Source organism: Stenotrophomonas sp. YJH_SMC_10 (assembly GCF_059371555.1).
Genome location: NZ_JCAFUS010000025.1, coordinates 1 through 20,777 on the forward strand (window position 1 = coordinate 1; position 20,777 = coordinate 20,777).

27 protein-coding genes are annotated in these 20,777 nt (G+C 65.5%); 16 read left to right on the top strand and 11 right to left on the bottom strand.

All coding sequences use genetic code 11. The features are described 5' to 3' along the window. Window positions 1-112: 112 nt before the first annotated feature. Window positions 113-1,369 carry a phiTE_072 family protein gene (locus AC5P9C_RS19795; protein WP_495205250.1) on the bottom strand — a complete coding sequence of 419 codons (1,257 nt, stop codon included), beginning with the start codon at window positions 1,367-1,369 and terminating at the stop codon, window positions 113-115. On the opposite strand from AC5P9C_RS19795, the gene AC5P9C_RS19800 reads away from it, so the two are divergent. Continuing rightward, window positions 1,368-1,604, top strand: a complete 237-nt coding sequence (locus AC5P9C_RS19800; protein ID WP_134968298.1) for a hypothetical protein — start codon at window positions 1,368-1,370, stop codon at window positions 1,602-1,604. The two genes, AC5P9C_RS19795 and AC5P9C_RS19800, sit on opposite strands and share 2 nt — an antisense overlap. A gap of 4 nt (window positions 1,605-1,608) precedes the next feature. Here the strand turns inward: AC5P9C_RS19800 and AC5P9C_RS19805 are convergent, their stop codons facing one another. The 10 genes from AC5P9C_RS19805 to AC5P9C_RS19850 form a co-directional block, all read right to left on the bottom strand. Next, window positions 1,609-2,061 carry a hypothetical protein gene (locus tag AC5P9C_RS19805; RefSeq protein ID WP_495205251.1) on the bottom strand — a complete coding sequence of 151 codons (453 nt, stop codon included), beginning with the start codon at window positions 2,059-2,061 and terminating at the stop codon, window positions 1,609-1,611. A 10-nt stretch (window positions 2,062-2,071) separates the two neighbouring features. Continuing rightward, complete coding sequence (locus tag AC5P9C_RS19810; protein ID WP_315805995.1) at window positions 2,072-2,278, bottom strand: hypothetical protein; 207 nt, start codon at window positions 2,276-2,278, stop codon at window positions 2,072-2,074. A 19-nt stretch (window positions 2,279-2,297) separates the two neighbouring features. Continuing rightward, a complete protein-coding gene (locus AC5P9C_RS19815) occupies window positions 2,298-2,522 on the bottom strand; it encodes a hypothetical protein (RefSeq protein ID WP_495205252.1) in 225 nt (74 codons plus the stop codon). A 15-nt stretch (window positions 2,523-2,537) separates the two neighbouring features. Further along, on the bottom strand, window positions 2,538-2,783 hold the full coding sequence (locus tag AC5P9C_RS19820; RefSeq protein ID WP_064239334.1) for a hypothetical protein: 246 nt from the start codon (window positions 2,781-2,783) through the stop codon (window positions 2,538-2,540). Window positions 2,784-2,973: 190 nt separating this feature from the next. Next, window positions 2,974-3,198: a hypothetical protein gene (locus tag AC5P9C_RS19825; RefSeq protein ID WP_197591094.1), complete on the bottom strand. Its 225-nt coding sequence runs from the start codon at window positions 3,196-3,198 to the stop codon at window positions 2,974-2,976. Further along, window positions 3,195-3,479, bottom strand: a complete 285-nt coding sequence (locus AC5P9C_RS19830) for a winged helix-turn-helix domain-containing protein (protein ID WP_180890545.1) — start codon at window positions 3,477-3,479, stop codon at window positions 3,195-3,197. The genes AC5P9C_RS19825 and AC5P9C_RS19830 overlap by 4 nt, the downstream gene beginning before the upstream one ends. Further along, the gene (locus AC5P9C_RS19835; RefSeq protein WP_231352333.1) at window positions 3,476-3,991 is read right to left on the bottom strand and encodes a hypothetical protein; all 516 of its coding nucleotides are present in this window, start codon (window positions 3,989-3,991) and stop codon (window positions 3,476-3,478) included. The genes AC5P9C_RS19830 and AC5P9C_RS19835 overlap by 4 nt, the downstream gene beginning before the upstream one ends. 123 nt (window positions 3,992-4,114) lie before the next feature. Then, on the bottom strand, window positions 4,115-4,525 hold the full coding sequence (locus AC5P9C_RS19840; RefSeq protein ID WP_197591095.1) for a hypothetical protein: 411 nt from the start codon (window positions 4,523-4,525) through the stop codon (window positions 4,115-4,117). A 12-nt stretch (window positions 4,526-4,537) separates the two neighbouring features. Next, window positions 4,538-4,942, bottom strand: a complete 405-nt coding sequence (locus AC5P9C_RS19845) for a hypothetical protein (protein WP_223224759.1) — start codon at window positions 4,940-4,942, stop codon at window positions 4,538-4,540. Then, window positions 4,830-5,363 (bottom strand): helix-turn-helix domain-containing protein, encoded by a 534-nt coding sequence (locus AC5P9C_RS19850; RefSeq protein WP_080473171.1) that lies wholly within the window; start codon window positions 5,361-5,363, stop codon window positions 4,830-4,832. The genes AC5P9C_RS19845 and AC5P9C_RS19850 overlap by 113 nt, the downstream gene beginning before the upstream one ends. Window positions 5,364-5,445: 82 nt before the next feature. Between AC5P9C_RS19850 and AC5P9C_RS19855 the strand changes: the two genes are divergently transcribed. From AC5P9C_RS19855 to AC5P9C_RS19925, 15 genes are all read left to right on the top strand, one after another. After that, the gene (locus tag AC5P9C_RS19855; RefSeq protein ID WP_064239327.1) at window positions 5,446-5,718 is read left to right on the top strand and encodes a helix-turn-helix domain-containing protein; all 273 of its coding nucleotides are present in this window, start codon (window positions 5,446-5,448) and stop codon (window positions 5,716-5,718) included. 108 nt (window positions 5,719-5,826) lie between these two features. After that, window positions 5,827-6,429, top strand: a complete 603-nt coding sequence (locus tag AC5P9C_RS19860; protein ID WP_064239326.1) for a DUF8585 domain-containing protein — start codon at window positions 5,827-5,829, stop codon at window positions 6,427-6,429. Continuing rightward, a complete protein-coding gene (locus AC5P9C_RS19865; protein ID WP_197591096.1) occupies window positions 6,426-6,752 on the top strand; it encodes a hypothetical protein in 327 nt (108 codons plus the stop codon). The genes AC5P9C_RS19860 and AC5P9C_RS19865 overlap by 4 nt, the downstream gene beginning before the upstream one ends. A gap of 92 nt (window positions 6,753-6,844) precedes the next feature. Next, window positions 6,845-7,135 carry a hypothetical protein gene (locus AC5P9C_RS19870; protein ID WP_197591097.1) on the top strand — a complete coding sequence of 97 codons (291 nt, stop codon included), beginning with the start codon at window positions 6,845-6,847 and terminating at the stop codon, window positions 7,133-7,135. Next, a complete protein-coding gene (locus AC5P9C_RS19875) occupies window positions 7,135-8,136 on the top strand; it encodes a YdaU family protein (protein WP_231352332.1) in 1,002 nt (333 codons plus the stop codon). The genes AC5P9C_RS19870 and AC5P9C_RS19875 overlap by 1 nt, the downstream gene beginning before the upstream one ends. Further along, window positions 8,081-8,713: a hypothetical protein gene (locus tag AC5P9C_RS19880; RefSeq protein ID WP_458223244.1), complete on the top strand. Its 633-nt coding sequence runs from the start codon at window positions 8,081-8,083 to the stop codon at window positions 8,711-8,713. The genes AC5P9C_RS19875 and AC5P9C_RS19880 overlap by 56 nt, the downstream gene beginning before the upstream one ends. A gap of 37 nt (window positions 8,714-8,750) precedes the next feature. Continuing rightward, on the top strand, window positions 8,751-10,352 hold the full coding sequence (locus AC5P9C_RS19885) for a terminase gpA endonuclease subunit (protein WP_495205253.1): 1,602 nt from the start codon (window positions 8,751-8,753) through the stop codon (window positions 10,350-10,352). A 1-nt stretch (window position 10,353) separates the two neighbouring features. Beyond that, window positions 10,354-10,569 carry a phage head-tail joining protein gene (locus AC5P9C_RS19890; protein WP_049461274.1) on the top strand — a complete coding sequence of 72 codons (216 nt, stop codon included), beginning with the start codon at window positions 10,354-10,356 and terminating at the stop codon, window positions 10,567-10,569. Then, window positions 10,562-12,043 (top strand): phage portal protein, encoded by a 1,482-nt coding sequence (locus AC5P9C_RS19895; protein ID WP_495205254.1) that lies wholly within the window; start codon window positions 10,562-10,564, stop codon window positions 12,041-12,043. Before AC5P9C_RS19890 ends, AC5P9C_RS19895 begins: the two co-directional genes overlap by 8 nt. Then, window positions 12,018-13,394 (top strand): S49 family peptidase, encoded by a 1,377-nt coding sequence (locus tag AC5P9C_RS19900; RefSeq protein WP_495205255.1) that lies wholly within the window; start codon window positions 12,018-12,020, stop codon window positions 13,392-13,394. Before AC5P9C_RS19895 ends, AC5P9C_RS19900 begins: the two co-directional genes overlap by 26 nt. A 2-nt stretch (window positions 13,395-13,396) precedes the next feature. Beyond that, the gene (locus AC5P9C_RS19905) at window positions 13,397-14,086 is read left to right on the top strand and encodes a head decoration protein (protein WP_099498161.1); all 690 of its coding nucleotides are present in this window, start codon (window positions 13,397-13,399) and stop codon (window positions 14,084-14,086) included. 87 nt (window positions 14,087-14,173) lie between these two features. Next, on the top strand, window positions 14,174-14,695 hold the full coding sequence (locus AC5P9C_RS19910) for a DUF1833 family protein (protein WP_495205256.1): 522 nt from the start codon (window positions 14,174-14,176) through the stop codon (window positions 14,693-14,695). Then, entirely contained in the window at window positions 14,695-15,087 is a 393-nt protein-coding gene (locus tag AC5P9C_RS19915; protein ID WP_064239301.1) for a hypothetical protein, read from the top strand. Before AC5P9C_RS19910 ends, AC5P9C_RS19915 begins: the two co-directional genes overlap by 1 nt. Further along, entirely contained in the window at window positions 15,078-19,796 is a 4,719-nt protein-coding gene (locus AC5P9C_RS19920; RefSeq protein WP_495205257.1) for a host specificity factor TipJ family phage tail protein, read from the top strand. The genes AC5P9C_RS19915 and AC5P9C_RS19920 overlap by 10 nt, the downstream gene beginning before the upstream one ends. 69 nt (window positions 19,797-19,865) lie before the next feature. Then, window positions 19,866-20,777, top strand: a 912-nt coding sequence (locus AC5P9C_RS19925) for a hypothetical protein (protein WP_495205258.1), incomplete at its 3' end; no start/stop codon positions are given.

A 20,777-nucleotide genomic window follows, 5' to 3' on the forward strand; every position in this document is an offset into this window, starting at 1 on the left:
GTTGTGCTCTTTGCGACCGGTCACCATTTTGTCGGAAAGAACTTTGTCCCCTGGTGAGCCGAAATCGCCATCGAACGGATCGAACATCAGCGTCAGGCTTTCGTCGTCAAGCTTAGCCATTGCCCACCGCCTGGCTGTCGATCAGGGCGCAAAACTCGGCGATCACCTCGTTGGCGATGCGCCCCACGTAGGCGCGCTCATGCTTCTTTACATGCTCGTGCCGACCGCTGAGCATGTTGCCGGCCACGTAGTCGGCGTCGCACGCGGCGACGAACTGCATCACCGTGCGGTCGCCCATAGCGCCCCAGAACCCGCACCATGCCTGCCCGTAGCAGGTCACCACGATTCGGCCACGCCCCAGCTCGTAGTCCTGCACGAAAACGTTGATCGGATCGAGCCCATTGCGACGGGGGATCTCGACCAGGCGGATACCGAGCGGCAGCTGCCCCATGTCCACGGCCTGCGTGACCGCATCGGCACGCGCTGCTTTCCAGAACGGCTCTACCCAGTGACCGGCCGGCGGCGGCGTGTGGCCCTGCGCTCCAACCATCAACGTGCCGATGATCACGTCGCACACGCGGGCGCGGATACCAGCTGGGTCGGCATCGAGCGAGTAGGGCAGGTCCACGGCCTGCGCGGGCGGGCGCTTGGCTTGCTTCGAAGCCTTGCTCCGGGGCTTCCGTCGATGCAGCTCGGTCGAGGCGTACTTGCTGAATCCAGCCAGATCCCATTCCTCTGGCTCGATGAACGCAGCGTACTGCAACAGGTCGTCAACCCCAACCGCGCGCACGATCTCCGCCCAAAGAACACCACTATCCTGGGCAGTGACGCATTGAAGCGCCACGCAGACCCCGGCTAAGAACTCGTCGCCTTCGCCATGCTCCCCCACCGGCTGGCGGGCGGCGAGTGCGCTGGCCGCTTTGCGCAACAGGACTGCGGTTTCCTCTCCACGTTCGGCATCGTGCTGCAGCCCGGCAGCAATATCCGTTGCCTCGTCCGGGGTGTAGCCCTCGCCATCCTCGATGGCCTGTTCAATGCTCAGGCCGGTTTCGCGGTCGTCTGCTGCCATGCGTTCCAGCCCTTCGGCATGTGCCAGCAGTTCGGCGGCCAGCGCATCCTGACCACCCGGGGAGGGATGAACCTGTAAGCCTTCCTTACACGTTGCCGGGGAGGGTTGGGCGGAGAGGGCGGCTTGCCAAACCTGCCATGCCGTACCAGCGGACAAGGCAATGAGCGGATTCCCACTCAGGAATGCCTCAAACCGCGCGCGCTCGGCCTTATCGGGGAGCCTCACCATCCCACCGGGCTGCCCGTCCGCCAGGGAAGCGCGTACGATGGTTCCATTCGTCAGGATCGGACGCTTAGCCATGCCTTTCACCCGATTGGTTTCCGGATGGCATCTGGACATCGACTCCCAGTACATCGCAGAGGGCCAACCGCTGCCGTTCTGGCGCGCGGAAGTTGAGGTCTGGCGCGAGGGTGATGACGCGCCTGCGTTCCGTGATCACACGATGGCGCACCACGCAAGCCAGGATGAGGCCGAGAGAATCGCCGAAGGCCTGGGGGCTGACTACGCGCGTGCTCATCCGTTGGACCTGGACTGAGTGATCAGCCACAGCGCACCTCCGTAGTACCCATCAGCACTACTTCACGCACGGCGGCGTCGGTCAGTAGGCGCGCGCGATCCGCCATATCGCTGAACACCTGCAGTAGGTGGTGCTGCGCGCAGATCGGAAGCGTGGTCAAAACTGGGCCGCTGCGGCGGCGAACCTCGTCTTGGCACTGGCTCAGAAGATCAGCCAGCACCGGCTCGCGCGCTGCGGCGGCCTCACCATTCAGGGCGATGTCCAGCTGGCGCACCAGATAGGCCTGCGCATCCTGTTCGAGCGATAGCATGGCGTCCTGGCTGATCAGGGGGACCGCGGCGGCCAGGCCGGCGCGGATGGCCTCGGCGTAGCCCTTCTGGGCGCCGTGGATAGCGTAGGCAGCACGGAACGCTTCAATCGCGCTGTCGGGGATCGGAGTTGAAGATTTGGCTTCGCTGGGCTGAGGCTGTTTCATTCGGGAGATCTCAGGCTGCGGTGGTGGCCGGCTTCTCGGCCATGGCTGCCAAGCGCTCAAGGCGTTCGGCTTCGGCGATGTAGTAGTCGTGACGGTCCTGTCGGACCTTCGCGGAGAAGAACGGATCGGTCAGGGCGTTCTCGGCCGCAACGCGGTTGGCCTTGGCCAGGCGAGCTGGGTCGTGGTCGAAGATGTCGAGCTGGTTGCGGAGGTCCATCCCGGGCGGCCCTTCGACGTCATGCGATTGCGCGGCCATGCACGACCCAGAACAGGTCTTTCAGTTCCTGCGGAAGTTCGGTCATGGCGCGAGCCGCGAGATAGGCGCGCTCTACAACCAGCTCCGCAACAGGCACATCGGCAGGGGCAGTGGGCAGCACATTGAGACCGCGAACCCTGCACTCCTCCACGAGGTCCTGGTCATCGAAATCGTCAAGGTCGACGTCGACAGTGATGGTCGGCATACGAAGCTTCTCCAGTCAGTTGATGTGTACACGGGGCCAGAGAGCCGGCATCTGCCGTTGCCACGCTGCGTAGCCCACCCGTGTGCCGTTCTTGAGCGAGCGCTGCAGGATCTGGCCGAACTGCACGCGCAGCGAGAACCAGCGGCACGGGTGGGCAGCAACGGCCGCCGCATACCGCTGCAGCCGTTCTTCGGGCGTCGGCGTGGCCGTGCTGACGATCACCGCGTCCAAGCCGCCGCCGATCGGATGCAGGCCGTCCATCAGCGCACCAACCTGTGCAGGTTCGGCGCGACGCGCTGGCGTTGCTCTTCCGCCTCGCGCTGACGCTGCGCGCTCGCCTGGTGCGTGCAATACACACGGTAGGGATGGCGGCGGGGGCGCTTCGCGCGCTCCAAGGCCGCGCGCTGGTCGGGCGTCAGATCGGGTGCTGGGAGCTTGATCGCAGGCGCCCTCATGCAGCACCGCCTTGTGCCCGCATCATGCGGCGAAGGTTCTTGCGCACGTCGGCGACGGCTCGGCCGGCACTGGCGCGACGCTCCAGCACTGCGCGCGCGGCAACGTCAGCGGCCGCGGCGACCAGGTTCGGGGCGAAGCCCATACCAGTGGCGGCCGTAGCGGCTGCCTTGGCGGCGACGGCCGCGCGCTGTGCGAGGGGGTAGGTGATGGCGGCGATCATGCTGCACCGGCCTGGCTGATCGTGTAGCCACGGCTGCGGGTGGCATTGATGCGGTAGCCGTGCTGGGCCAGCTTCTGGCGCAGGCGGCAGATGGTCACCTCGACGGTGTTCGACTTGCGGCCAGAGGCGCCGTAGATCTCCCGCTCGATCTGGAAGCGGCTGATCGGGGTGTCACCTGCGTTGATGATCAGCTGCAGCACCCTAGATTCAGTGGGGCTCAGGGGCAGGCGCTGTGTGCCGATCATCGCGGCGCGCGGTTCGGTAAGGAGGCCGGTGATCACGGCGCCACCTCCACGAAGGCCAGTTCGTGCATGACGCACTGCGCCCGGGCCAGCACCGGGGAGGTGCTCGGCTCTTTGCCGTCTGCGGTCGACAGGGGGACAACCGCATTGGCCCGGACGCATGCCGCCGGGGAAATCTCATAGGAGCCGCTCAGGACGGCATCTGCCGCGTCGAGGGAAAGCTGCCAGCGCGCCGGCTCGAAGTTCTGCGTCAGCGCCGCAGTGACGCCGGCTGCGCAGTCGGGCACCCGGTCTGCATCGCGGAAAGCGTTGAGGGTCGTGTTGGCGACGGTGGCACGCAGTGCCCAATCGTCCCCGGCGGCCAGCTCATACACAGCCAGAGCGGCGCAGATGCGGGGGCTGGTGATCACCAGCCCGTTCGGCGCGTCGTCTGTAGCCGCGGCGGGTGCATCGGTGGGGGTGGCCCAAGCAACCACGCCTAGGGCGGTGAAGCACGCCAAGGCGGCCAGGCCGACGCGGGCGGTGCGCATGGTGTTGAGGGTCAGGGGCATTGCTAGGTCTCCGTTCCGGCGGCTGCCGATGACGGAACAATAGCGCTGCTATCTAACCTTTACAATAGCGATGCTGTTTACGAGTCGTGTTTGTCTCAATGAATTTCTGAATCCGTTAAGAAATCAGAATTCCCAACGCTTGAGGCAGTCGCTGTATGCAGCGTCTCTAAACTCCCCCGTGACCACGTCTTTGGCGGCCTCACTGGTCAAGCGAGGAAGGTCATAGGCCTTGTGGACGAAGCCCACGTACGGCTCACCATACTTCGTTGCAGTAGCCATGACGGTAGCCATCGGTGTGCCCATCTGCCTTGCCTTCATGATGCGCTCGGCAGCAGTAGATTCGCCTTCGCACAGTTCGGCCGTTGATCCCTTGAGCGTGTCGATGGCCTCTTGAGCTTTTGTCGCAGCCTCGGCTGCCGATGCAGAAGCACGGGCAGCCGCGGCGCGCGCAGGATCGTTGCTAGGGTTGCTTGCGTTGACGCACCCACAAAGGGCGAGCACCACGATCCCAGCGGCAGAAAAATACTTCCTCATTGGTCATGCCTCTTAACCATAGCGGCTGCGGAGTAAGCCGGCATCTTCAAAGCTGACGCCGTCCCGCAGGCAATCTTCGGCGCGCTCCAAGTCCTTATGCAGCTGGATCAGGTCATCATCCGGAAGCTGTTCGATGCCCATGTAACCGAAACAAGCCTGGTCGATCAGGAGCTGCATGGGAGAGCCCCAACGTCTCTGAAAGTGCCGGATCATCCGGCAGTGGGACTCACGAAGTACGACGTCCATGCGGACCGCCGAGTGCGTGATCTTCCTGCTGACTCCATCAGGTGCTGTAGCCGGCAGCTCAGCCGGCTTTACGCTTCCGACCACCGTGAGCTTGGGCTTGTCGCCCATCTTCCGCTGCGCGCGCAGCGCGATCAGCTGAGCCAGCTTGTCCATCTCCTGATCGAGATCCATCTGTACGCTTCCCCTGTTTCCTCAAATCCGCAGCAAGTGCAACGCGCAGCGCCTGGGCAAACAGATCGGGCGATTGCTCGACATCGAATGTCTCGCCTGTGGCCAGATCTAGAGCCTTGCGCACCACAGCGATGGCGGCCACGACGATATCGGCGTTAAGTCTCGCAACCTGAGACGTGCCGAAACTGTCCATGAGGCGAGCGTACTCAGCGCTTACTTCCTGGGGCTGTAGCCCGAGAACATCGGCCAAAGCCTCTGCCTTGTCCCAGGGCACTGGTCGCAAGCCAGTCGAAAACTGAGAAATGAAGCTGGGGGTGACCTCCAGTCGCTCGGCAACCAGCGCCTGGGTCAGGCCGGCGCGGGTGATGGCCTCCGCGATAGCGCGGCCTTCAGCGGTCTTGGGGTTGGCTGGCCTAGGCATATAGCGATGCTATTTGAAGGTGTTCAGGAAAACGAACAGCGATGCTATTTACATGGGTAAATAGCACTGCTATGTTTGGCGCATGAACGAGCCCAACCACCCCGTGGTACCGATCCAAAAGGCCATCGACGCGGTAGGAGGGCAGGGCGCACTAGCGCGCCTGCTCAAGGTTCACCCCGCGTTGGTTTCGCAATGGCGCACAGGCCGTCGGCCGGTTGCCGCGCACCACATCCTGTCGATCGAGGCGATGACCCAAGTCTCGAGGCATGAATTGCGGCCTGACATCTTCGGCGAACTCCCCTGCTCGGAGACCGACCCAGACGCTGACCGGATCGTGCCGGTCGACGCGGCGTAATCGCGTTCTCACCTGAGCGCTGAGCTGCGATCCGCAAGCCACCAAATCCATGAATTTCGGTCGTCCTGTCCATGGCGACCACTTTGCATCGCCTCCCGAGGTGCGTAAATGAAGCCTGATCCTCAGTACCACGAGCCGCGCTCTGCGGTGGTGTTCCGCCACACGACCGACGCCATCCGCAACAGCGGCCACACCGACAGCAGTCTGGCCCAGGCGATCGCCGAGCAGTACATGGCGGACGTAGCGCCAGCCGAGCGCATCCTGCACTTCCATGTCGGTGTAGACGCCGACAGCACCGAAAAAGCGCTGAAGTCCAACGGCCAGCTCATTGCCCGCATCCGCAATGGCACAGTCAAGATGCCTGTTGACCTGGAAGAGTCGTGGGTTCGTGCGCTGCCGCCGCACTGGCGCGACGCCTGCTCGCGCGAGCTGGCCCAGCGCTATGGCTTTCTCGGTGCCCGAATTCCGATGATGGAGCCGCATGCCGGCGTGCTGGCTGTGGCCCGCCTGTCGGTGGAGTTCGGTCACACGCTCGAAGCGATCACCAACGTCCTGGCCGACGGCCGCATCTGCCCGAAGGACATACCTGAGCTGCGCCGCGCGCTGGACGAGATCGGTCAGCTCGAGGCGGAACTGGTGACGGCCAAGCGCTACGTGTCGGGTCACCTGCAGGATCTGGCGCCGAGAGCGGTGCAGGGTGCGCAGCGATGAGCGGCGGTGCAATGGTGAGCTGGGCAATCGCCGTGGTCAGTGAATTCGACAGTGCCGGCCGTCGCATCCCTGAGAGTGTGGTGCCGCTTCTGCCCATGGTGGATGTAGTCCTCTGGGCCAAAGAGCAGCCGCAGCCGGTGCGCGTTGATGTGCTCCAGAAGCAATTCGGCCTGTCGCGCGCGACGGCATATCGCTGGCAGCTAGCGCTGCAGGACCTCAACGACCCGGCGGCCGCCAGGCGGCGGCTTCCCAGCCTGCGGCAGCTGAGCACCGCGATGGGGCGTGAAGTTCCCGTATCGGGTCATGCGGGGGCGACAGGATGAACATCAGTCCGACCCTCGGTCTGCGCTGTGGCCCTGCGCTCCGCGCCGCTCCGGCCGAGCGAGAGCCGGCCGTAGCTCCGGTAGCCACCGCGATGTCTGAAAAGAAGCCGCGGCGCAGCGCGCCGCAGCACGCTCTTGCCGGCTACAACACCACCAGGATCGTCATGGAGTTCATGCGCTGGGCAGTCGAGCTCAGCGATTTCCCAACCGTTGAGGCCATTGTCCGGCACTTCGGCGTGAGCCGCGCCACGGCGTATCGCTGGCGCAACAGTCTGGGTGAGACATACCGGCTGGAGACGCTGCCGCCCAACGAGCATGAGCTGACCAGGATTGGCAGCTCCGGTGCTGTGGCGCGCGGCAAGCAAGGTGCCGGGGATCCCTGATGATCTACTTCGAGATGTTCCCGGGCGACTACCTCAAGGACACGACCCGACTGTCCCTGACCGACCACGGCGTCTACTTCAAGCTGATGCTGGCGTACTACTCGGAAGAGCAGGCGCTGCCAGAGAGCCTGGCCGAGCTGTACATCATCGCCGGCGCAATCACTGCGGCGGACAAGGCTGCGGTCAAGAAGGTCGCCGAGCGCTACTTCCCCGTGGCAGAAGACGGATTGCGGCACAGCAAGCGCTGCGATGAACAAATCGCCAAGGCGCAAGGCCGTATTGCCGAGGGCCAAGGTCGACGCGATGCCCGAAAGAGCAATGAAACCGAGCGCCAAGCACGCACCCGAGCACGCAGAACCATGCTGTTCGAAGACCTGCGCGCCGTCGGCGTCGTGCCGGGAGGAATGGTCACGATGGCACAGCTGAAGGCGCTCCATGTCACGCATGTCACGGGCGACGAGCGCGTGACATTCGATCAGTTGTCACGCGTGACATGTCACGCAGAGTCACGTGTGACAGGTGGTGTGAACACAGGTGTGAACACGGGTACCCAGACCCCAGACCCCATTACTACTCCAGATACATCACATCTCACTCAAGGATCTCTGGGAGGCGTGACCGACGCGGGGCGTGCGTGCTTGCTGATGCGCAAGGCCGGTTGCCATTCCACCAACCCGAGCCACCCCGACCTGCTGGCCGCCCTGAAGGAGGGCGTGACGCCGGAGACGCTGGGGCACACGGTCGCTGAAGGGCTGGCGCGATCGCCACCGGTCACGAACCCGTTCCCTTGGGCAATCAAGACCGCCCGCAACCGCCATGCGGCAGGCGCAATGCCCGCAATCCCCAATACCACCGGAGGCACCAATGCAAGCCATCAGCCAGGTTCTGCCGATCAGGTCACAGAGCAGCGGCGACAATTCGAGCAGCGCGCGGGAGTTGGCGGCTTTGGCGGAACGGGCGGCGATGTCATCGACGTCGAGTTCGAACCCGTCCACCACTGAGCCCGACCAGCGCGCGGTGAGCATGCTGTGGACGGTGTGGGAACGGATGGCCGGCATGTTTCCCGGGAAGTGGGTGCGTGAGAACGGCTCAGCCCCAGTGAACAACGCGGGCAGCCTGACCACCGCCGGTGAATTGTGGTTCCAGGTGCTGGTTGGCATCACCCCGCGACAGGTGGCCGACGGTATGGGCAACTGCCTGCGCAGTGCGCTGCAGTGGCCGCCGAACCCCGGGCAGTTCCGGGCCATGTGCCTGGGCGTGCCGTCGCTGGCAGAGGTTGATGGCCAGATGCGACCCGGCCAAGCACATAGCGGGTTCACCGTGCTGGTGCGGTCGAATCTGGACCTGCACGCCTACGCCACGGCCGAGAACGGCGCGCAGCAGCAGCGCATGTTGGCCAACGCCTACGAGAGGGCGGTGAAGCACGTCATGGACGGCGGCGCCGTGCCCGAGGCGATGGCTGCATTGCCTGCACCCAAGCCAGAACTGCACGTGGTGCGCAACCGTGACGCCGCCCGCAGCGCCATGGCGCAGGCCGCGGCGGATCTGGGTTTCGGAGGCACGCATGGAGCCGGCTGAAATCCGCGCCTACCAGCGGCAGCTGCTGCTGTTCTGCTTGGGCATCCACGACGTCCTGATGACGGACGTGGACAACTACACCGGCGACCTGACTATCGACGAGTGCTTCGGCCTTGGCCTGAAGCGCACGCAGACCTACATGTCCGCCGGCATGGTGGTGGCCGAATCGAGCCCGGCAACCGACTACGCCGACGGTGCGTGGAAGCCTCTGCACCCACACCAAGGTCCGCCGGCGGCCGGCATCGCGGCGCTGTACGCGCGCGGCGACCGCCGACGCTGGTACTGGCCATGCCCGGAGTGCGGCGAGCGGTTTCAGGCAGCGCCAGGCTATGACGGCTTCGCGTTACCGCCGATGGAGGAACTGCTCGAACGAGTCGTGCTGGACGACGTGCAGAAGATGGCGCGGCACTACTCGCTGCTGCACTGTCCGCACTGCGGTGTGGGCCTGCAGCACCGGTGGAAGGACGGGATGAACCGCAGCGGCGTGTGGGCTGCGGAGGGCCAGGTCGTGCACGCCGACGGAACGGTCACCGGTGAAAGGCCGGAAGCGCGCATCGCCAGCTACTGGCTGGGTGGTGTTGCAGCCGCCTACCAGTCCTGGGAATCGCTGATCGAGCGCTACTTCCAGGCGCTGCGGACGTTCGCTACCACCGGCGAAGAGCGGCCGCTGAAGACGACGCATAACGTCGACGGCGCGATCAACTACGTGCCGATGGCAGCGCGCTCTGCCAGTGATCCGAACGAGATGCAGGAGCGGGCCGAGGTCTGGCCTGCGGGTGCTGTGCCGGCGGGCGTGCGTTTCCTGCTCGGTGAGGTCGACGTCCAGGCCAACCGGTTCGTCGTGCTGGTGCTGGGCTTCGGCATCGGGGAATCCGGGCAACTGGAGCGCTGGGTGGTTGATTCCTTCACCCTGCGCACCTCCAAGCGGGAGGACGGTTCGGGCGGCTTCCTGCCACTGGACCCTCCGAAGTACCTGGAAGACTGGGAACGCCTGGTCGAGAAGGTCATCTGCCGGCGCTACCCGCTGGACGATGCCACCGGCCGCAGCATGCCGGTGCATGCAGTGGGTATCGACTGGGGCGGCAAGTCGGGCACCTCGGTGCGCGCGCTGGAGTTCTGGCGTTCGCTCAAGGCCAGGAAGCTGCACGCCAGGGTCAGGCTGATCAAGGGCGACGCGCGCCGCGAGGGTGGGCTGTTCCGGGAGACCTTCCCGGACAGCAGCAAGCGCCGGGACCGCAAATCAGGGTCGAAGGGCGATGTGCCGCAGCTGCTGCTCAACGTGGACCGACTGAAGGACACGGTGGACGCCAACATCAAGCGGGCCGAACCCGGGCCGGGCTACTACCACTTTCCCGACTGGCTGCCCGAGGCGTTCTACGCAGAGCTGACGGCCGAATCGAGGACGGCGCGAGGCTGGGAAAACTTGGCCAAGCGCCGCAACGAAGCCTTCGACCTGTGCGGCTATGCCGAAGGCATGGCGCTGTGGCTGAAGGTTCCGGCCATCAACTGGACCGCGCCGCCGGCATGGGCCGCGCCGTGGGACGACAACCCAGACGTGAGGGCAGACGACGTCGCGCCGGCGCCAACGCCGCGCACGCGAACCCGCCGCGTCATCCGAAGCAAGTACCTGGGACGCTGATATGGCATTTACCAAAGAACAGGTCGCGAAGCTGGAGGCAGCTATCTCGGCGGGCGTCCTGAGCGTCCGCTACGCCGACCGAACTGTGACCTACCAAAGCCTGGACTCGATGCGGCGGCTGCTGAAGCAGATGCGGGACGAGATTGGCCAAGCATCAGGCGCGCCACGGCGTCGTCGCATCGTGCGCCTCTACCAGTCGGGGACCGGAAATGTCTGATATCGCCGAAGGCCCTTACCGCGCCGCCGGCAATGGCCGACGCCTGCGCACCTTCCGGCCGACCTCGCTCGGGCCCAATGCCGCATTGACGGGCCTGTCCACATTGCTGGCGCGGGCACGGCATCTGGCCCGCAATGACCCGTGGATGGTCAGCGCGCTCAACAAGAGCGTATCCAACGGCATCGCCACGGGCATCCAGGCAAAGCCAGTTTGGGGGTCGAAGGAGCACAAGAGGAAGCTCACCAAGCTGTGGACCCGCTGGGGCAAGTACGCTGATGCAGACGGCGTGCTGGGCTGGGAGGGCCTGCAGGCGCTGTCCTGGCGCGAGTGGAACGAAGCCGGCGAGGTGTTCGCCCGGCTCCGCTACCGGCGGCCCGAGGACGGCTTGCCGGTGCCGCTGCAGGTGCAGCTGATCGAATCGGAGCAGTGCCCGCAGCACTACAACGGCGTGGCCAGCAACGGAAACGCGATTCGACAAGGCATTGAGGTCGATCGCATCGGGCGCCGCGTAGCCTACTGGATGTACCGGGAACATCCCGGGGATCTGCAGCAGACCGTCAACGGCAACGAGTTGGTGCGTGTGCCTGCGGAGCAGGTGCTGCACCTCTTCCGGCCGAGCCGCGCCGGTGCAATGCGGGGCGTACCACGCTCCGCTCCGGCTCTGCTGCGCATGTTCAACCTGGACCGCCTCGATGACGCGGTGCTGGAACGGCAGGCGCTGGCCAACCTGTTCGCCGGCTTCATCACATCAGATGCCAGCGTTGATGGCGACGAGGGCGATGCCGTCGGAGATCTGATCACCGGTGAGGACGCCGATGGAACGGCCATCGGTGGCCTGGAACCCGGCACGCTGCAGGAGCTGCCACCGGGTCGGAAAATCGACTTCGCCAATCCGCCCAGTGCCGGCTCTGACTATGCGGAGTTCCTGCGTGGTCACCTGCTGGCGATCTGCGCCAGCCAGGACGTGCCCTACGAGGTGCTCACCGGCGACCTGCGCAACGTCTCCGACCGCGCGCTGCGCCTGATCCTCAACGAGTTCCGCCGTGTCATCGAGCAGGACCAGTGGCTCTACATGATCCCCATGTTCTGCCAGAAGGTTCGCGACGCCTTCATTGATCAGGCGGTGCTGGCTGGTCTGTTGAAGGTGCCACGGTATGCGGCCCTTCGCGACGACGTGACCGAAACCCTGTGGGTGCCCGAGGGTTGGCCGTGGAGCCACCCGGTGCAGGACGTGACGTCCGAACTCAAGGCTGTGCGGGCGGGCTTCAAATCACGCAGCAAGGTGGTGCTGGGCGCTGGCGAGGATCCCGAACAGGTCGACGCTGAGCAGGCGCTGGACAACGAGCGCGCAGACGCGGCCGGGCTTCGCTACGACAGCGACCCGAGGCGTACGAACGCCTCCGGTGCCCGGCAGGACGACAAACCCGGCGCCCCTGGCGCCAACAACGATGAAGGGAATGACGATGACGAGTAAGCCTGGCCTCTTGGCCCGAATGCTGGGTCGCGGCAGCCGTGCGCCTGTGGTGGCCTCGCTCGCGGCCGCGGTCCTCAATCAGCCGTTGCTGGTGCAGCCGACCATCGGCGAGGCACTGGTGGGCGGCTATCTGGAAGGGAAGGTCACCAGCGACGACAGCGTGCTGAAGGCCGACCGCTTCGAAGTGTCCGGCGCCGACGGGCAGCCGATGGGCGTCGCGCAGAAACTGATCGGTGTGATCAACCTGTCCGGTGCAATGGTCAACCGGCCGATGCCCGGCGCCAGCGGTCCAGGTCCGGTGAGCTATGCCGCGGTGCGCGACACCTTCGATGAACTGCTCAACGACGATGCGGTGACCTCCATCATCCTGCGACTGGACACGCCGGGCGGCATGGCGTCTGGCTGCTTTGACCTGGTCGACCACATCTTCGAGGCGCGTGGCCGGAAGCCGGTGTACGCGCTGGTCGATGACCATGCGTACTCCGCCGGCTTCGCCCTCGCTTCTGCCTGCGACGAGATCTGGATCAGCCGCACCGGCGGTGTCGGGTCGGTAGGCGTGGTCCGCTTCCACCATGACTGGAGCGGCAACAACGCACAGATCGGCCTGAAGGTCACCCCGCTTTTCGCAGGTGCCCGCAAGGTCGACTTCAACCCCAACTTCCCCCTCAGCGAGGAAGCGCACGCAGAGGCAATGGCGGATCTGGAGGACATGTACACGCTGTTCGTCGATACCGTGGCGCGCAACCTCGACATGCAGGCCGAAGCGGTGCGCGCCACCGAGGCTGCCTGCTACCGCGGCCAGGCCGCTGTGGCGGTGGGTTTTGCTACCCGGCTCGGCACCTGGCACGACCTGATCGCGCACCTCGGCGCGGCCGAAGCGGCACCGCCGCCCGCGCCGGGCGGCCCGGATCCGGACGACGAGCCGGAGGCAGCGGCAACGCCGTTGGTACCCGAGGCCGCACTCGCGCCGCCGGCAGCCGTCTCGGAGAACCCGACAGCCGCGCTGGCTGCCGCGGTCGCTTCCAGCGATCTACCGCCGGCGCTCGCTGTGGCATTGCTGCGTCGCCCGATGCCGCAGGGTGAGCAGGCGGCAAGCGCGATCGAGTACGCGACCGCAGTCCAGGATGCATGCGCGGCCGCACTGCGTGGCGATGACACGATCGCGGCCAGCTTCATCGAGAAGAACACCGACCTCGACACGGTGCGTGCACAGCTGTTGTCGATGAAGGCGGAAGAGGGCCGGAGTACTCAGGTCGTCACCGCACACCCGGCCTCCATGGCCGATCAACGAGCCGCCGAAATGAAGGCGCAGCTGAACCCCAACAACATCTACAAGAACCGAGGTAACTGACGATGGAAATCTCTCTGGCCGGCACCCGTACCGGCGAATTCCTGCTGTCCGAAGCAGGCGGCGAGCGCAGCCGCGAACTGATCCGTCTGCCGGCCGGGCAGGGCATGCTGGCCGCCGGCACCCTGCTCAAGGCCGACAATACCGTGGCCGCCAACGGTGCCGATGCGGTGAAGGTGCTCTACGGCCCGGTGGATACCGGTGCGAACGCTGGCGAGCTGCCGGTGAAGGGCGCAGCGATCGCACGCGATGCAGAGGTCTTTGGCGAAAAGCTGGTCTGGGCTGACGGCGTTACCGACGATCAGAAGTTGCTGGCCGCGCTGAGCCTGGCCGAGTCGGGAATCATCACCCGCTGGACCCAGCAGCCGATCGCGTCGAACGCAGCCGATCACCTGGTGTTCGTGTCCGAACCGCTGACCGGCACCGCCGGGGTTGCGCTGGGCCCGATCGTGGTACACGTCAAGGACGTCTTTGGTGCCCTGGTCACCGGCAGCACCGTCAGCGCCACTCTGGCCAAGGCCAGCGGCACCGGAAACCTGGCCGGCGGCGGTGCAAAGGCAGCCGTGGGCGGCGTCATCACCTGGGATGCCGCGACGCTGAGCGCCGCGGGCGACTACACCCTCAAGGTGACGGCCACCGACCTGGGCGAAGCCATCAGCGACACCATCACCATCGCAGCCGCTGCCGGCGGTTGACCGCCGAGCAGCTCCCTCTTCACCCGCTGACCCCTGGCCCCGCTTTCGCGGGGCCTTTTCGTATCCCATTCCAAGAGAGAAATCACCATGGATCTGCAGACCCTTCTGGCTCTGGGCGTGCTGAGCTTCGACGCCCTGAACGCCTACATCAACAACCTGCCGCGCATCTCCACGCGGCTGACCGACACCAGTGGGACGCTGCTGTTCCTGTCCATCACCTCGCCGTCGCTGCCGGGTCCGCTGCGCATCGTCAACGACAACCAGGACTGGGTAAGCCAGGGCATTCCCTACATGGGCGTGCCTTTTGGCTTCAAATTGCCCGATGACACCCGCGGCCAGTCCCCGCGTGCCCAGCTGGTGCTGGACAATGTCGGGCGCGGCATCTCCGAGGACCTGGAGGCGCTGGGGCCGAACGAGCTGATGATGGCGCGGCTGATGGTGTCGGACCGTGCAGACCCCAACCTGTACGAGCGGGATTACTACCTGCCGATCACCAGCGTGTCGGTGGCCGGCGCCACCGCCACCGCTCAGTGCGGTGTCGACTACCTGATGCGGCAGCAGGCCGTGCGCCTGCGCGCCAACCCGTTCACGCTACCGGGGATCTTCTGATGCGGCTGGCAGACGTAGAAGCCTTGGTGGGCGTGCCGTACTGCGAGCACACGTGCGATTGCGCCGATTTCGTGGTGCTGGTCCAACGGCAGCTGTTCGGGCGCGCAGTTCAGCTCCCCAACGGCCGCCCGAGAGGCGTGGTGGGCCAAGCCGCCATCGGCGAGCTGTCGAGGCCGTATGGGACCGCGGTGGCCGTGCCAACGGACGGTGACCTGGTGCTGATGGTCGAGCACGGGCAGAAGCGCGCCGGCCACGCCGGCGTCTACTTCCACCTGGCCCACGAGGGGTGGGTGCTGCATTCCAACGAAAAGAACGGCTGCAGCGTACTGCACCGCGTTCGTGACCTGCCGGAGTTCGGCTTGAGGATTGAGGGTTACTACAGATGGGCCTGATCAAGGACGCGCCGCTGATCATCACACCGCACCCGGTGACGCTGGAGGGCCAGCGTACCCTGGCGGCGCAGTTGCAGGAGGGGGAGCGGCTGGGCGGCTTCCTGGCACGGGTGGTGCCTGACTACACCAGCGATCTGTGGGAGGTACGCATCAATGGGGTGGTCGTGCCGCATGAGGTCATGGACCGCGTGCGCCCGAAGGACGGAACGGTGATCGAGGTTCGAGGCGTGGTCAAGAAAACCGCGCTGATGATCGTTGCGCTGATCGCCCTGACCGTCTTCACCATGGGTGTCGGTACGGCCATCGTGGCCGCCGGCTACAGCGCAGCCGTCGCCGGCCTGGCGCAGGGCGCGATCTACGCCGCAGGTGCGCTGCTGATCCAGAAAGTGCTGGGGCCCAAGCGGCCCAAGCCCAGCGCAAGCGATGCCAGCCCGGTGTACACCATCGGCGCGGCCCGGAATCAGCCGCGCCCGTACCAGCCCCTGCCGCTGCTGCTGGGCGGGCCATTGCGCATCGCGCCGGACGTGGCCAGCAACCCCTATACCTGGTACGAGGCCGACGACCAGTACCTCGCCATGACCCTGACGGCGGGCATCAACGTGGGGCGCGTGGAGGCGCTGTACAACGGCGATGCGCTGCTGTCGTCCTTCGAGGGCGTCACGGTGTGGCACAACGGCTTTTCCGAGATGCCCAGCGAGGCCATCCCGCTCTACAGCAACGCCGACACGATCAACGGCGGCGCGCTGGAGGCGGAGAAAGGCCAGGCCAGCCCGTGGGTGCAGCGCACCAGCAGCCCGAACACGATCCGCCTGAAGGTGGACGTGGACTTCATGCTGTTCGACACGACCAGCAAGGGCAAGCCGAAGGACAACCGGGAGACGATTGAGATCCAGTACCGCGCCGTCGGCATCGCCAACTGGAGCTTCTTCGGGTCCTATTCGATCGTCAGCCGGTCACAGAAGCAGCAGCGACGCAGCTACTCCCGGGATGTACCGGAGGGGCAGTACGAAGTGCGGGTCCGCATTGCGGGCCACAACACCGACGGCAGCGGCGCCACCAGCGACTTCACCTGGTCCACCCTGACCAGCATCCAGAAGGACACCGCCGACTACGCCGGTCTGGCCCGAATCGGCATCCGGATCAAGGCAACCGGGCAGCTCAACGGCCAGCCGGACGAGATCCGCTGCGTCGCCTACGCCGAGCCGGCACCGGTCTGGACGGAGGCGGGGTGGGCGACGAAGGAGACCAACAACCCGGGCGCACTGATCCTGGCCTATGCCCGCGGCTTCAGGGACGAGCACGGCAAGCTGATCGCCGGCATCGGCCTGGACGACGTCCAGATCGATATCGAGGCGCTGAAGGCCTTCATGCTGTTCTGCCAGGCCAACGGCTACGGCTACTCGAACTACATCAAGGACGTCCGCAACCACGACGACGTGCTGGGCGCCGTCGCGCTGGCCGGGTTCGGCCAGATCACATGGGCCGGCGGCCGCCTGTCGGTGGTGTGGGCCGGGTCGGAGCAGCCGCTGTCCGGCGTGGTCAACATGGCGACCATCAAGAAGGGGCAATTCCAGGTTGACTACACCCTGGCCAACGCCGCCGACGGGATCGAGTACAGCTATTACGACGCCACCGACTGGACGACCAAGACCCTGCGCGTAGCCGCGCCCGGCGTGACCACCATGCTCAACCCGGCCACGGTGGAGGGCGAGGGCATCACCAACGAGGCGCACGCCGCGCGGATGGCGCGCTATCACTTGGCGCAATCCCTCTACCAGTACAAGGACATCACCTACAGCACGGACATCGAGCACCTGAGCTATCGTCGCCTGTCCCTGCTGGCCCTGCAGCACGACCTGACGCAGTGGGGCGCCGGCGGCCGGATCGTTTCGGCCGCCGCGGCCAACGGCGTTGTCACGCTGCGGCTGGACGAGCCGGTCCAGGCGCCGACCAACGGCAACGCCTGGATCGGCCTGCGCGTCCCCGGCGAACGGGTGTACCGCGTGTTCGGCGTGCAGCCGTTCACCGGCACCAGCGACACCATCCGCCTGACCGGTTCCTGGCCAGGCGATGCGCCGCTGCCCGGCGACACACCGGACAACCCGGCTCACGACACCATCTGGATCTACGACTTCAGGCAGACGCCGGGGTACCGGGTCCGTGTGGTTGGCATCGAGCCCGAGAGCGACCTGAAAGGCGCCAAGGTGTCCGTGGTACCCGAACCACCCGAGTTCTGGAACTACGTGCTCACCGGCGAATACGTCCCGCCGGTCAATACCAACCCGATCACCAGCCGCCCGATTGCCAGCGGCCTGGCCATCACTGAGCAGCAGGTGGTCCAGGGCGATACGGTGTTCACCGAGCTGACCGTCACCTTCGAGATCAGCGGCCCGGTCGGCAACATCGTGGTGCTGGCCGCCGGCAGCGACGGTGTGCTCTCCGAGGTGGCCCAGACCACCACCCGCACGGCCACCTGGCGCATCAGCCATGCGGACCAGTACACCGTGGTGGTCCGACCGTTCAGCCCCGACGGCCGGGCCGGCGTTGCAGCGTCGGTGACCTACATCACGGCCGGTGCGGATGTCCCGCCGCGGCTGGTGGACTTCTTCGACGTGGACGAGCTGTCCGGCGGCGTGCGCATGTACACCTGGGGATTCCTGGCCAACAGCATCCAGTCGCCGGACTTTGCCGGCGTCGAGATCCGCTATATGCAGGGCGCGGTGCTGCGACCGGAATGGGAGCAGATGATCCCCATCGGGGGCAGCGGCTACCACGCAGTGCCCTTCGAAGCCGTTGTGCCGGAGTCGGGCGACTGGACTTTCGCCTGCCGGAGTGTGAACACGTCGGGGGAGCTGTCCACCGAGGCCCGTGTCATCACCAAGAAGCTCGGCGCCAACCTCGGCCAGGTGATCGACAAGACCATTCAGGAGCTCATCGACGCGCAGCAGCGCATCGACCAGGAGAAGATCGAGCGGTTCAACGAGGATGCCCGTGTCGCGAGTGAAGCCGCGGCCGACGCAACAAAGAAGGCAAACGACGCGATGGCAGCGGCCATTGCGCACGCCGATGCCATCGGAGCGATCGTCGCGGATCTGACCGAGGCCGACGAATGGGAGGCTGGGAAGACCTACCCGGTGGGCGACTTCACCCGGCACGACGGGAAGCTGTACCGGGCGCTGCGCGAGAACACCGACGCCGAGCCTGGCGCCTCCCCGGTTGATTGGCAGCTGGTGGGCAACTTCTCTGGCGTGGGCGAGGCGTTGGCTGCGTCGATCGACATGGCCTACCAGAACGCTTCAGACCTGGCGGCCGAGGCTGGCCGGATCAACGCCATTGTCGCGCGCATGCCAGCAGGTGATGGCAAGGTGGCGTCGGTTGAGGCGGTCGACGCGGTCAGCGGCCGGGTGGAGGAAACCGAAGAGGGCCTGCGCGCGGTCGGAGACCGCACGTCGTCGCTGGAAGCGCAGATGACGTACAAGCACGCCGGCGACCGCGATTGGAACGCGGGTGACCGGAACGTCTACGCCGGCGTGCGCACCTGGCAGTCGGTCATGGTCCAGGGTGATCGGGCGGTGGCCAAGATCGTCGATTCGCTCAACGTCGAGCTGGGCGACTTCAAGGCCAGTGCCACGAAGTCCATCGAGCTGATCGCTACCGAGCAGGCCAGCCAAGCCGAACAGATCGAGCACGTGGGCGCAGAGCTGGAGGGCAAGGCATCATCCGACTACGTGGAGCGCATTGACGCCCGCGTGGCCATCACCGAGAACGGCATAGAGGCCGTCACGGGCCAGCTTGCGTCGGTGAAGGCGGAGGTGTCCGGCAAGGCCAGCGCCGAAGTGGTCCAGGGCATGGAGGCCCGCGTCGTGCAGAACGAGAACGGGCTGACCCAGGTGTTGGCGCGGGCGTTCCTGAACGTCATCGCCAACAGCGGCGGCGGACCGCTGATCGGTGGCATGGTCATTGACAACAATGGCCAGGTCATCAACACCCGTTTCGCCAGCAACACGTTCGAGGTCATCTCGCCCGGGGCCAGCGAGGGCATGGAGTGGCGCGACGGCTTCCTGCGCGTCTGGAAGGGGGCCGCCCAACGCATCATCGGCACCAACTTCGGCGCTGCCGGCGACAACCTTGTTGACTACTTCGGGCCGAACGTCGGCGCTGGGGCCGCGGCGAAGTCCAACGCGGTCATGTGGATGGACGCCAACGGCAGTGCCTACTTCGGTGGCCAGCTGTCGGCGGGCATCCTGCGCAACGCGGTCCAGACGACGACCACGCAGACAGTCGGTGTGGAGCTGGTCAACGGGCCGTTCGCCACCAACGGTCGGGTGCGGAGCGTCACTGTCAGCTTCTCCCGTCGACATGTGCGCACGAAGACGACCTATGGCACTGACGGATTCGTCGCTGGCGGGGGCCAGAACACGGCGCGCGTGGAAATCTATCGGCGAGTGGGTGAGGGCGCTGAATCGTTGTGGCAAGTCCTCAACGCCAGCGGCGGGGTGAACATCCTCAATGAGACGGATGGCCCGGACAATGCGATTTCCGACTGGGGCGGATCGTTCACGGTGAACGACACCAGCACCAGCGCGCAGACGATGACCTACCGCGCGGTGATCACCAGCTTCACCGAGCAGACCGTGTCGCACACCTCCGGCTCCTTCCAGCAGCAGTCCATCACGCAGAGCCTGTCGATCATCTCGGTCGAGAACTGAAACCGCACAAGGCGCGGGCCGGCATGTCCGGCCCGCTTTGCCGTGGGCGATCAACAGCAGAGAACACACATGCCGCAGAAACTCATCGATCAAACCACCATCCAGCCGGACGGCCGCCTAGGCGACGACGCGTTCACGGCCTTTGCAACCTGCAACGACAACTTCGCAGATGCCGAGGGACGCCTTACGGCATTGGAGGCCGGTGGTCAGGACGTGGAGGACCTGAAGGTCGCACTGCAGCAGGAGAAGCAGCTGCGTGACGATGCCGATACTGCGCTCTCGCAGGCCATCGCTGCAGAAGTGACCGCACGCCAGAACGCAGACACTGCGCTTGGTGCACGCTTCATCGGAAAGAACGTACTTATCAACGGCGGTTTCGGAATCTGGCAGCGGGGTAACACGTTCACGTCAACGGCACCAGCCAATAGCAGCGATGCCAAGTACTCGGCGGATCGTTGGCTGATCAACGCTGGTGCCGGCGCATCAATAACGCTGACAGCAAATGTGCTCAACCCTGCTGATTACGATCAGGTTCAGAATAGCGGCAAGGCGCTGCCAAAAACTGAAATCGCCATCAGCGGCGGCGCCGGGCACTACGCTGTTATGGAGCAACGCATCGAGAACGTACACACGATGCAGGGGAAGCAGGTAACAGTGTCCATGCGTGTGTTCGCTCCTACCGGTACAAGCAGGCAGATTGCCATTGAGTTCGTGCAGAATTTTCGAAGCGGCACACCGGCGGTTACCGGTATCGGCAGCAAGGTTTTTTCGATCGGTGCAGGCTGGACGACCATTGTCCACACCCTCACTGTCCCGAGTACTGCAGGTAAGACGGCCGCCGCTGGGGACAACTTGGCGCTGACGATCTGGTTCTCTGGCGGTTCCGATTGGAATTCCCGCAATGCAGGTTTGGGCCAACAGCCTAACGGGGTCATCTACGTGACTGACGTGCAGGTAGAGCAAGGGCCAGTTGCCACCGCA

Bases quoted from the DNA above. Each gene is read 5' to 3' on its own strand.
- AC5P9C_RS19800 (WP_134968298.1), top strand. From the start codon at position 1,368: ATGCCTTTCACCCGATTGGTTTCCGGATGGCATCTGGACATCGACTCC.
- AC5P9C_RS19795 (WP_495205250.1), bottom strand. From the start codon at position 1,369: ATGGCTAAGCGTCCGATCCTGACGAATGGAACCATCGTACGCGCTTCC.
- AC5P9C_RS19805 (WP_495205251.1), bottom strand. From the start codon at position 2,061: ATGAAACAGCCTCAGCCCAGCGAAGCCAAATCTTCAACTCCGATCCCC.
- AC5P9C_RS19810 (WP_315805995.1), bottom strand. From the start codon at position 2,278: ATGGACCTCCGCAACCAGCTCGACATCTTCGACCACGACCCAGCTCGC.
- AC5P9C_RS19815 (WP_495205252.1), bottom strand. From the start codon at position 2,522: ATGCCGACCATCACTGTCGACGTCGACCTTGACGATTTCGATGACCAG.
- AC5P9C_RS19820 (WP_064239334.1), bottom strand. From the start codon at position 2,783: ATGGACGGCCTGCATCCGATCGGCGGCGGCTTGGACGCGGTGATCGTC.
- AC5P9C_RS19825 (WP_197591094.1), bottom strand. From the start codon at position 3,198: ATGATCGCCGCCATCACCTACCCCCTCGCACAGCGCGCGGCCGTCGCC.
- AC5P9C_RS19835 (WP_231352333.1), bottom strand. From the start codon at position 3,991: ATGCCCCTGACCCTCAACACCATGCGCACCGCCCGCGTCGGCCTGGCC.
- AC5P9C_RS19840 (WP_197591095.1), bottom strand. From the start codon at position 4,525: ATGAGGAAGTATTTTTCTGCCGCTGGGATCGTGGTGCTCGCCCTTTGT.
- AC5P9C_RS19845 (WP_223224759.1), bottom strand. From the start codon at position 4,942: ATGGATCTCGATCAGGAGATGGACAAGCTGGCTCAGCTGATCGCGCTG.
- AC5P9C_RS19850 (WP_080473171.1), bottom strand. From the start codon at position 5,363: ATGCCTAGGCCAGCCAACCCCAAGACCGCTGAAGGCCGCGCTATCGCG.
- AC5P9C_RS19855 (WP_064239327.1), top strand. From the start codon at position 5,446: ATGAACGAGCCCAACCACCCCGTGGTACCGATCCAAAAGGCCATCGAC.
- AC5P9C_RS19860 (WP_064239326.1), top strand. From the start codon at position 5,827: ATGAAGCCTGATCCTCAGTACCACGAGCCGCGCTCTGCGGTGGTGTTC.
- AC5P9C_RS19865 (WP_197591096.1), top strand. From the start codon at position 6,426: ATGAGCGGCGGTGCAATGGTGAGCTGGGCAATCGCCGTGGTCAGTGAA.
- AC5P9C_RS19870 (WP_197591097.1), top strand. From the start codon at position 6,845: ATGTCTGAAAAGAAGCCGCGGCGCAGCGCGCCGCAGCACGCTCTTGCC.
- AC5P9C_RS19875 (WP_231352332.1), top strand. From the start codon at position 7,135: ATGATCTACTTCGAGATGTTCCCGGGCGACTACCTCAAGGACACGACC.
- AC5P9C_RS19890 (WP_049461274.1), top strand. From the start codon at position 10,354: ATGGCATTTACCAAAGAACAGGTCGCGAAGCTGGAGGCAGCTATCTCG.
- AC5P9C_RS19895 (WP_495205254.1), top strand. From the start codon at position 10,562: ATGTCTGATATCGCCGAAGGCCCTTACCGCGCCGCCGGCAATGGCCGA.
- AC5P9C_RS19900 (WP_495205255.1), top strand. From the start codon at position 12,018: ATGAAGGGAATGACGATGACGAGTAAGCCTGGCCTCTTGGCCCGAATG.
- AC5P9C_RS19905 (WP_099498161.1), top strand. From the start codon at position 13,397: ATGGAAATCTCTCTGGCCGGCACCCGTACCGGCGAATTCCTGCTGTCC.
- AC5P9C_RS19910 (WP_495205256.1), top strand. From the start codon at position 14,174: ATGGATCTGCAGACCCTTCTGGCTCTGGGCGTGCTGAGCTTCGACGCC.
- AC5P9C_RS19915 (WP_064239301.1), top strand. From the start codon at position 14,695: ATGCGGCTGGCAGACGTAGAAGCCTTGGTGGGCGTGCCGTACTGCGAG.
- AC5P9C_RS19920 (WP_495205257.1), top strand. From the start codon at position 15,078: ATGGGCCTGATCAAGGACGCGCCGCTGATCATCACACCGCACCCGGTG.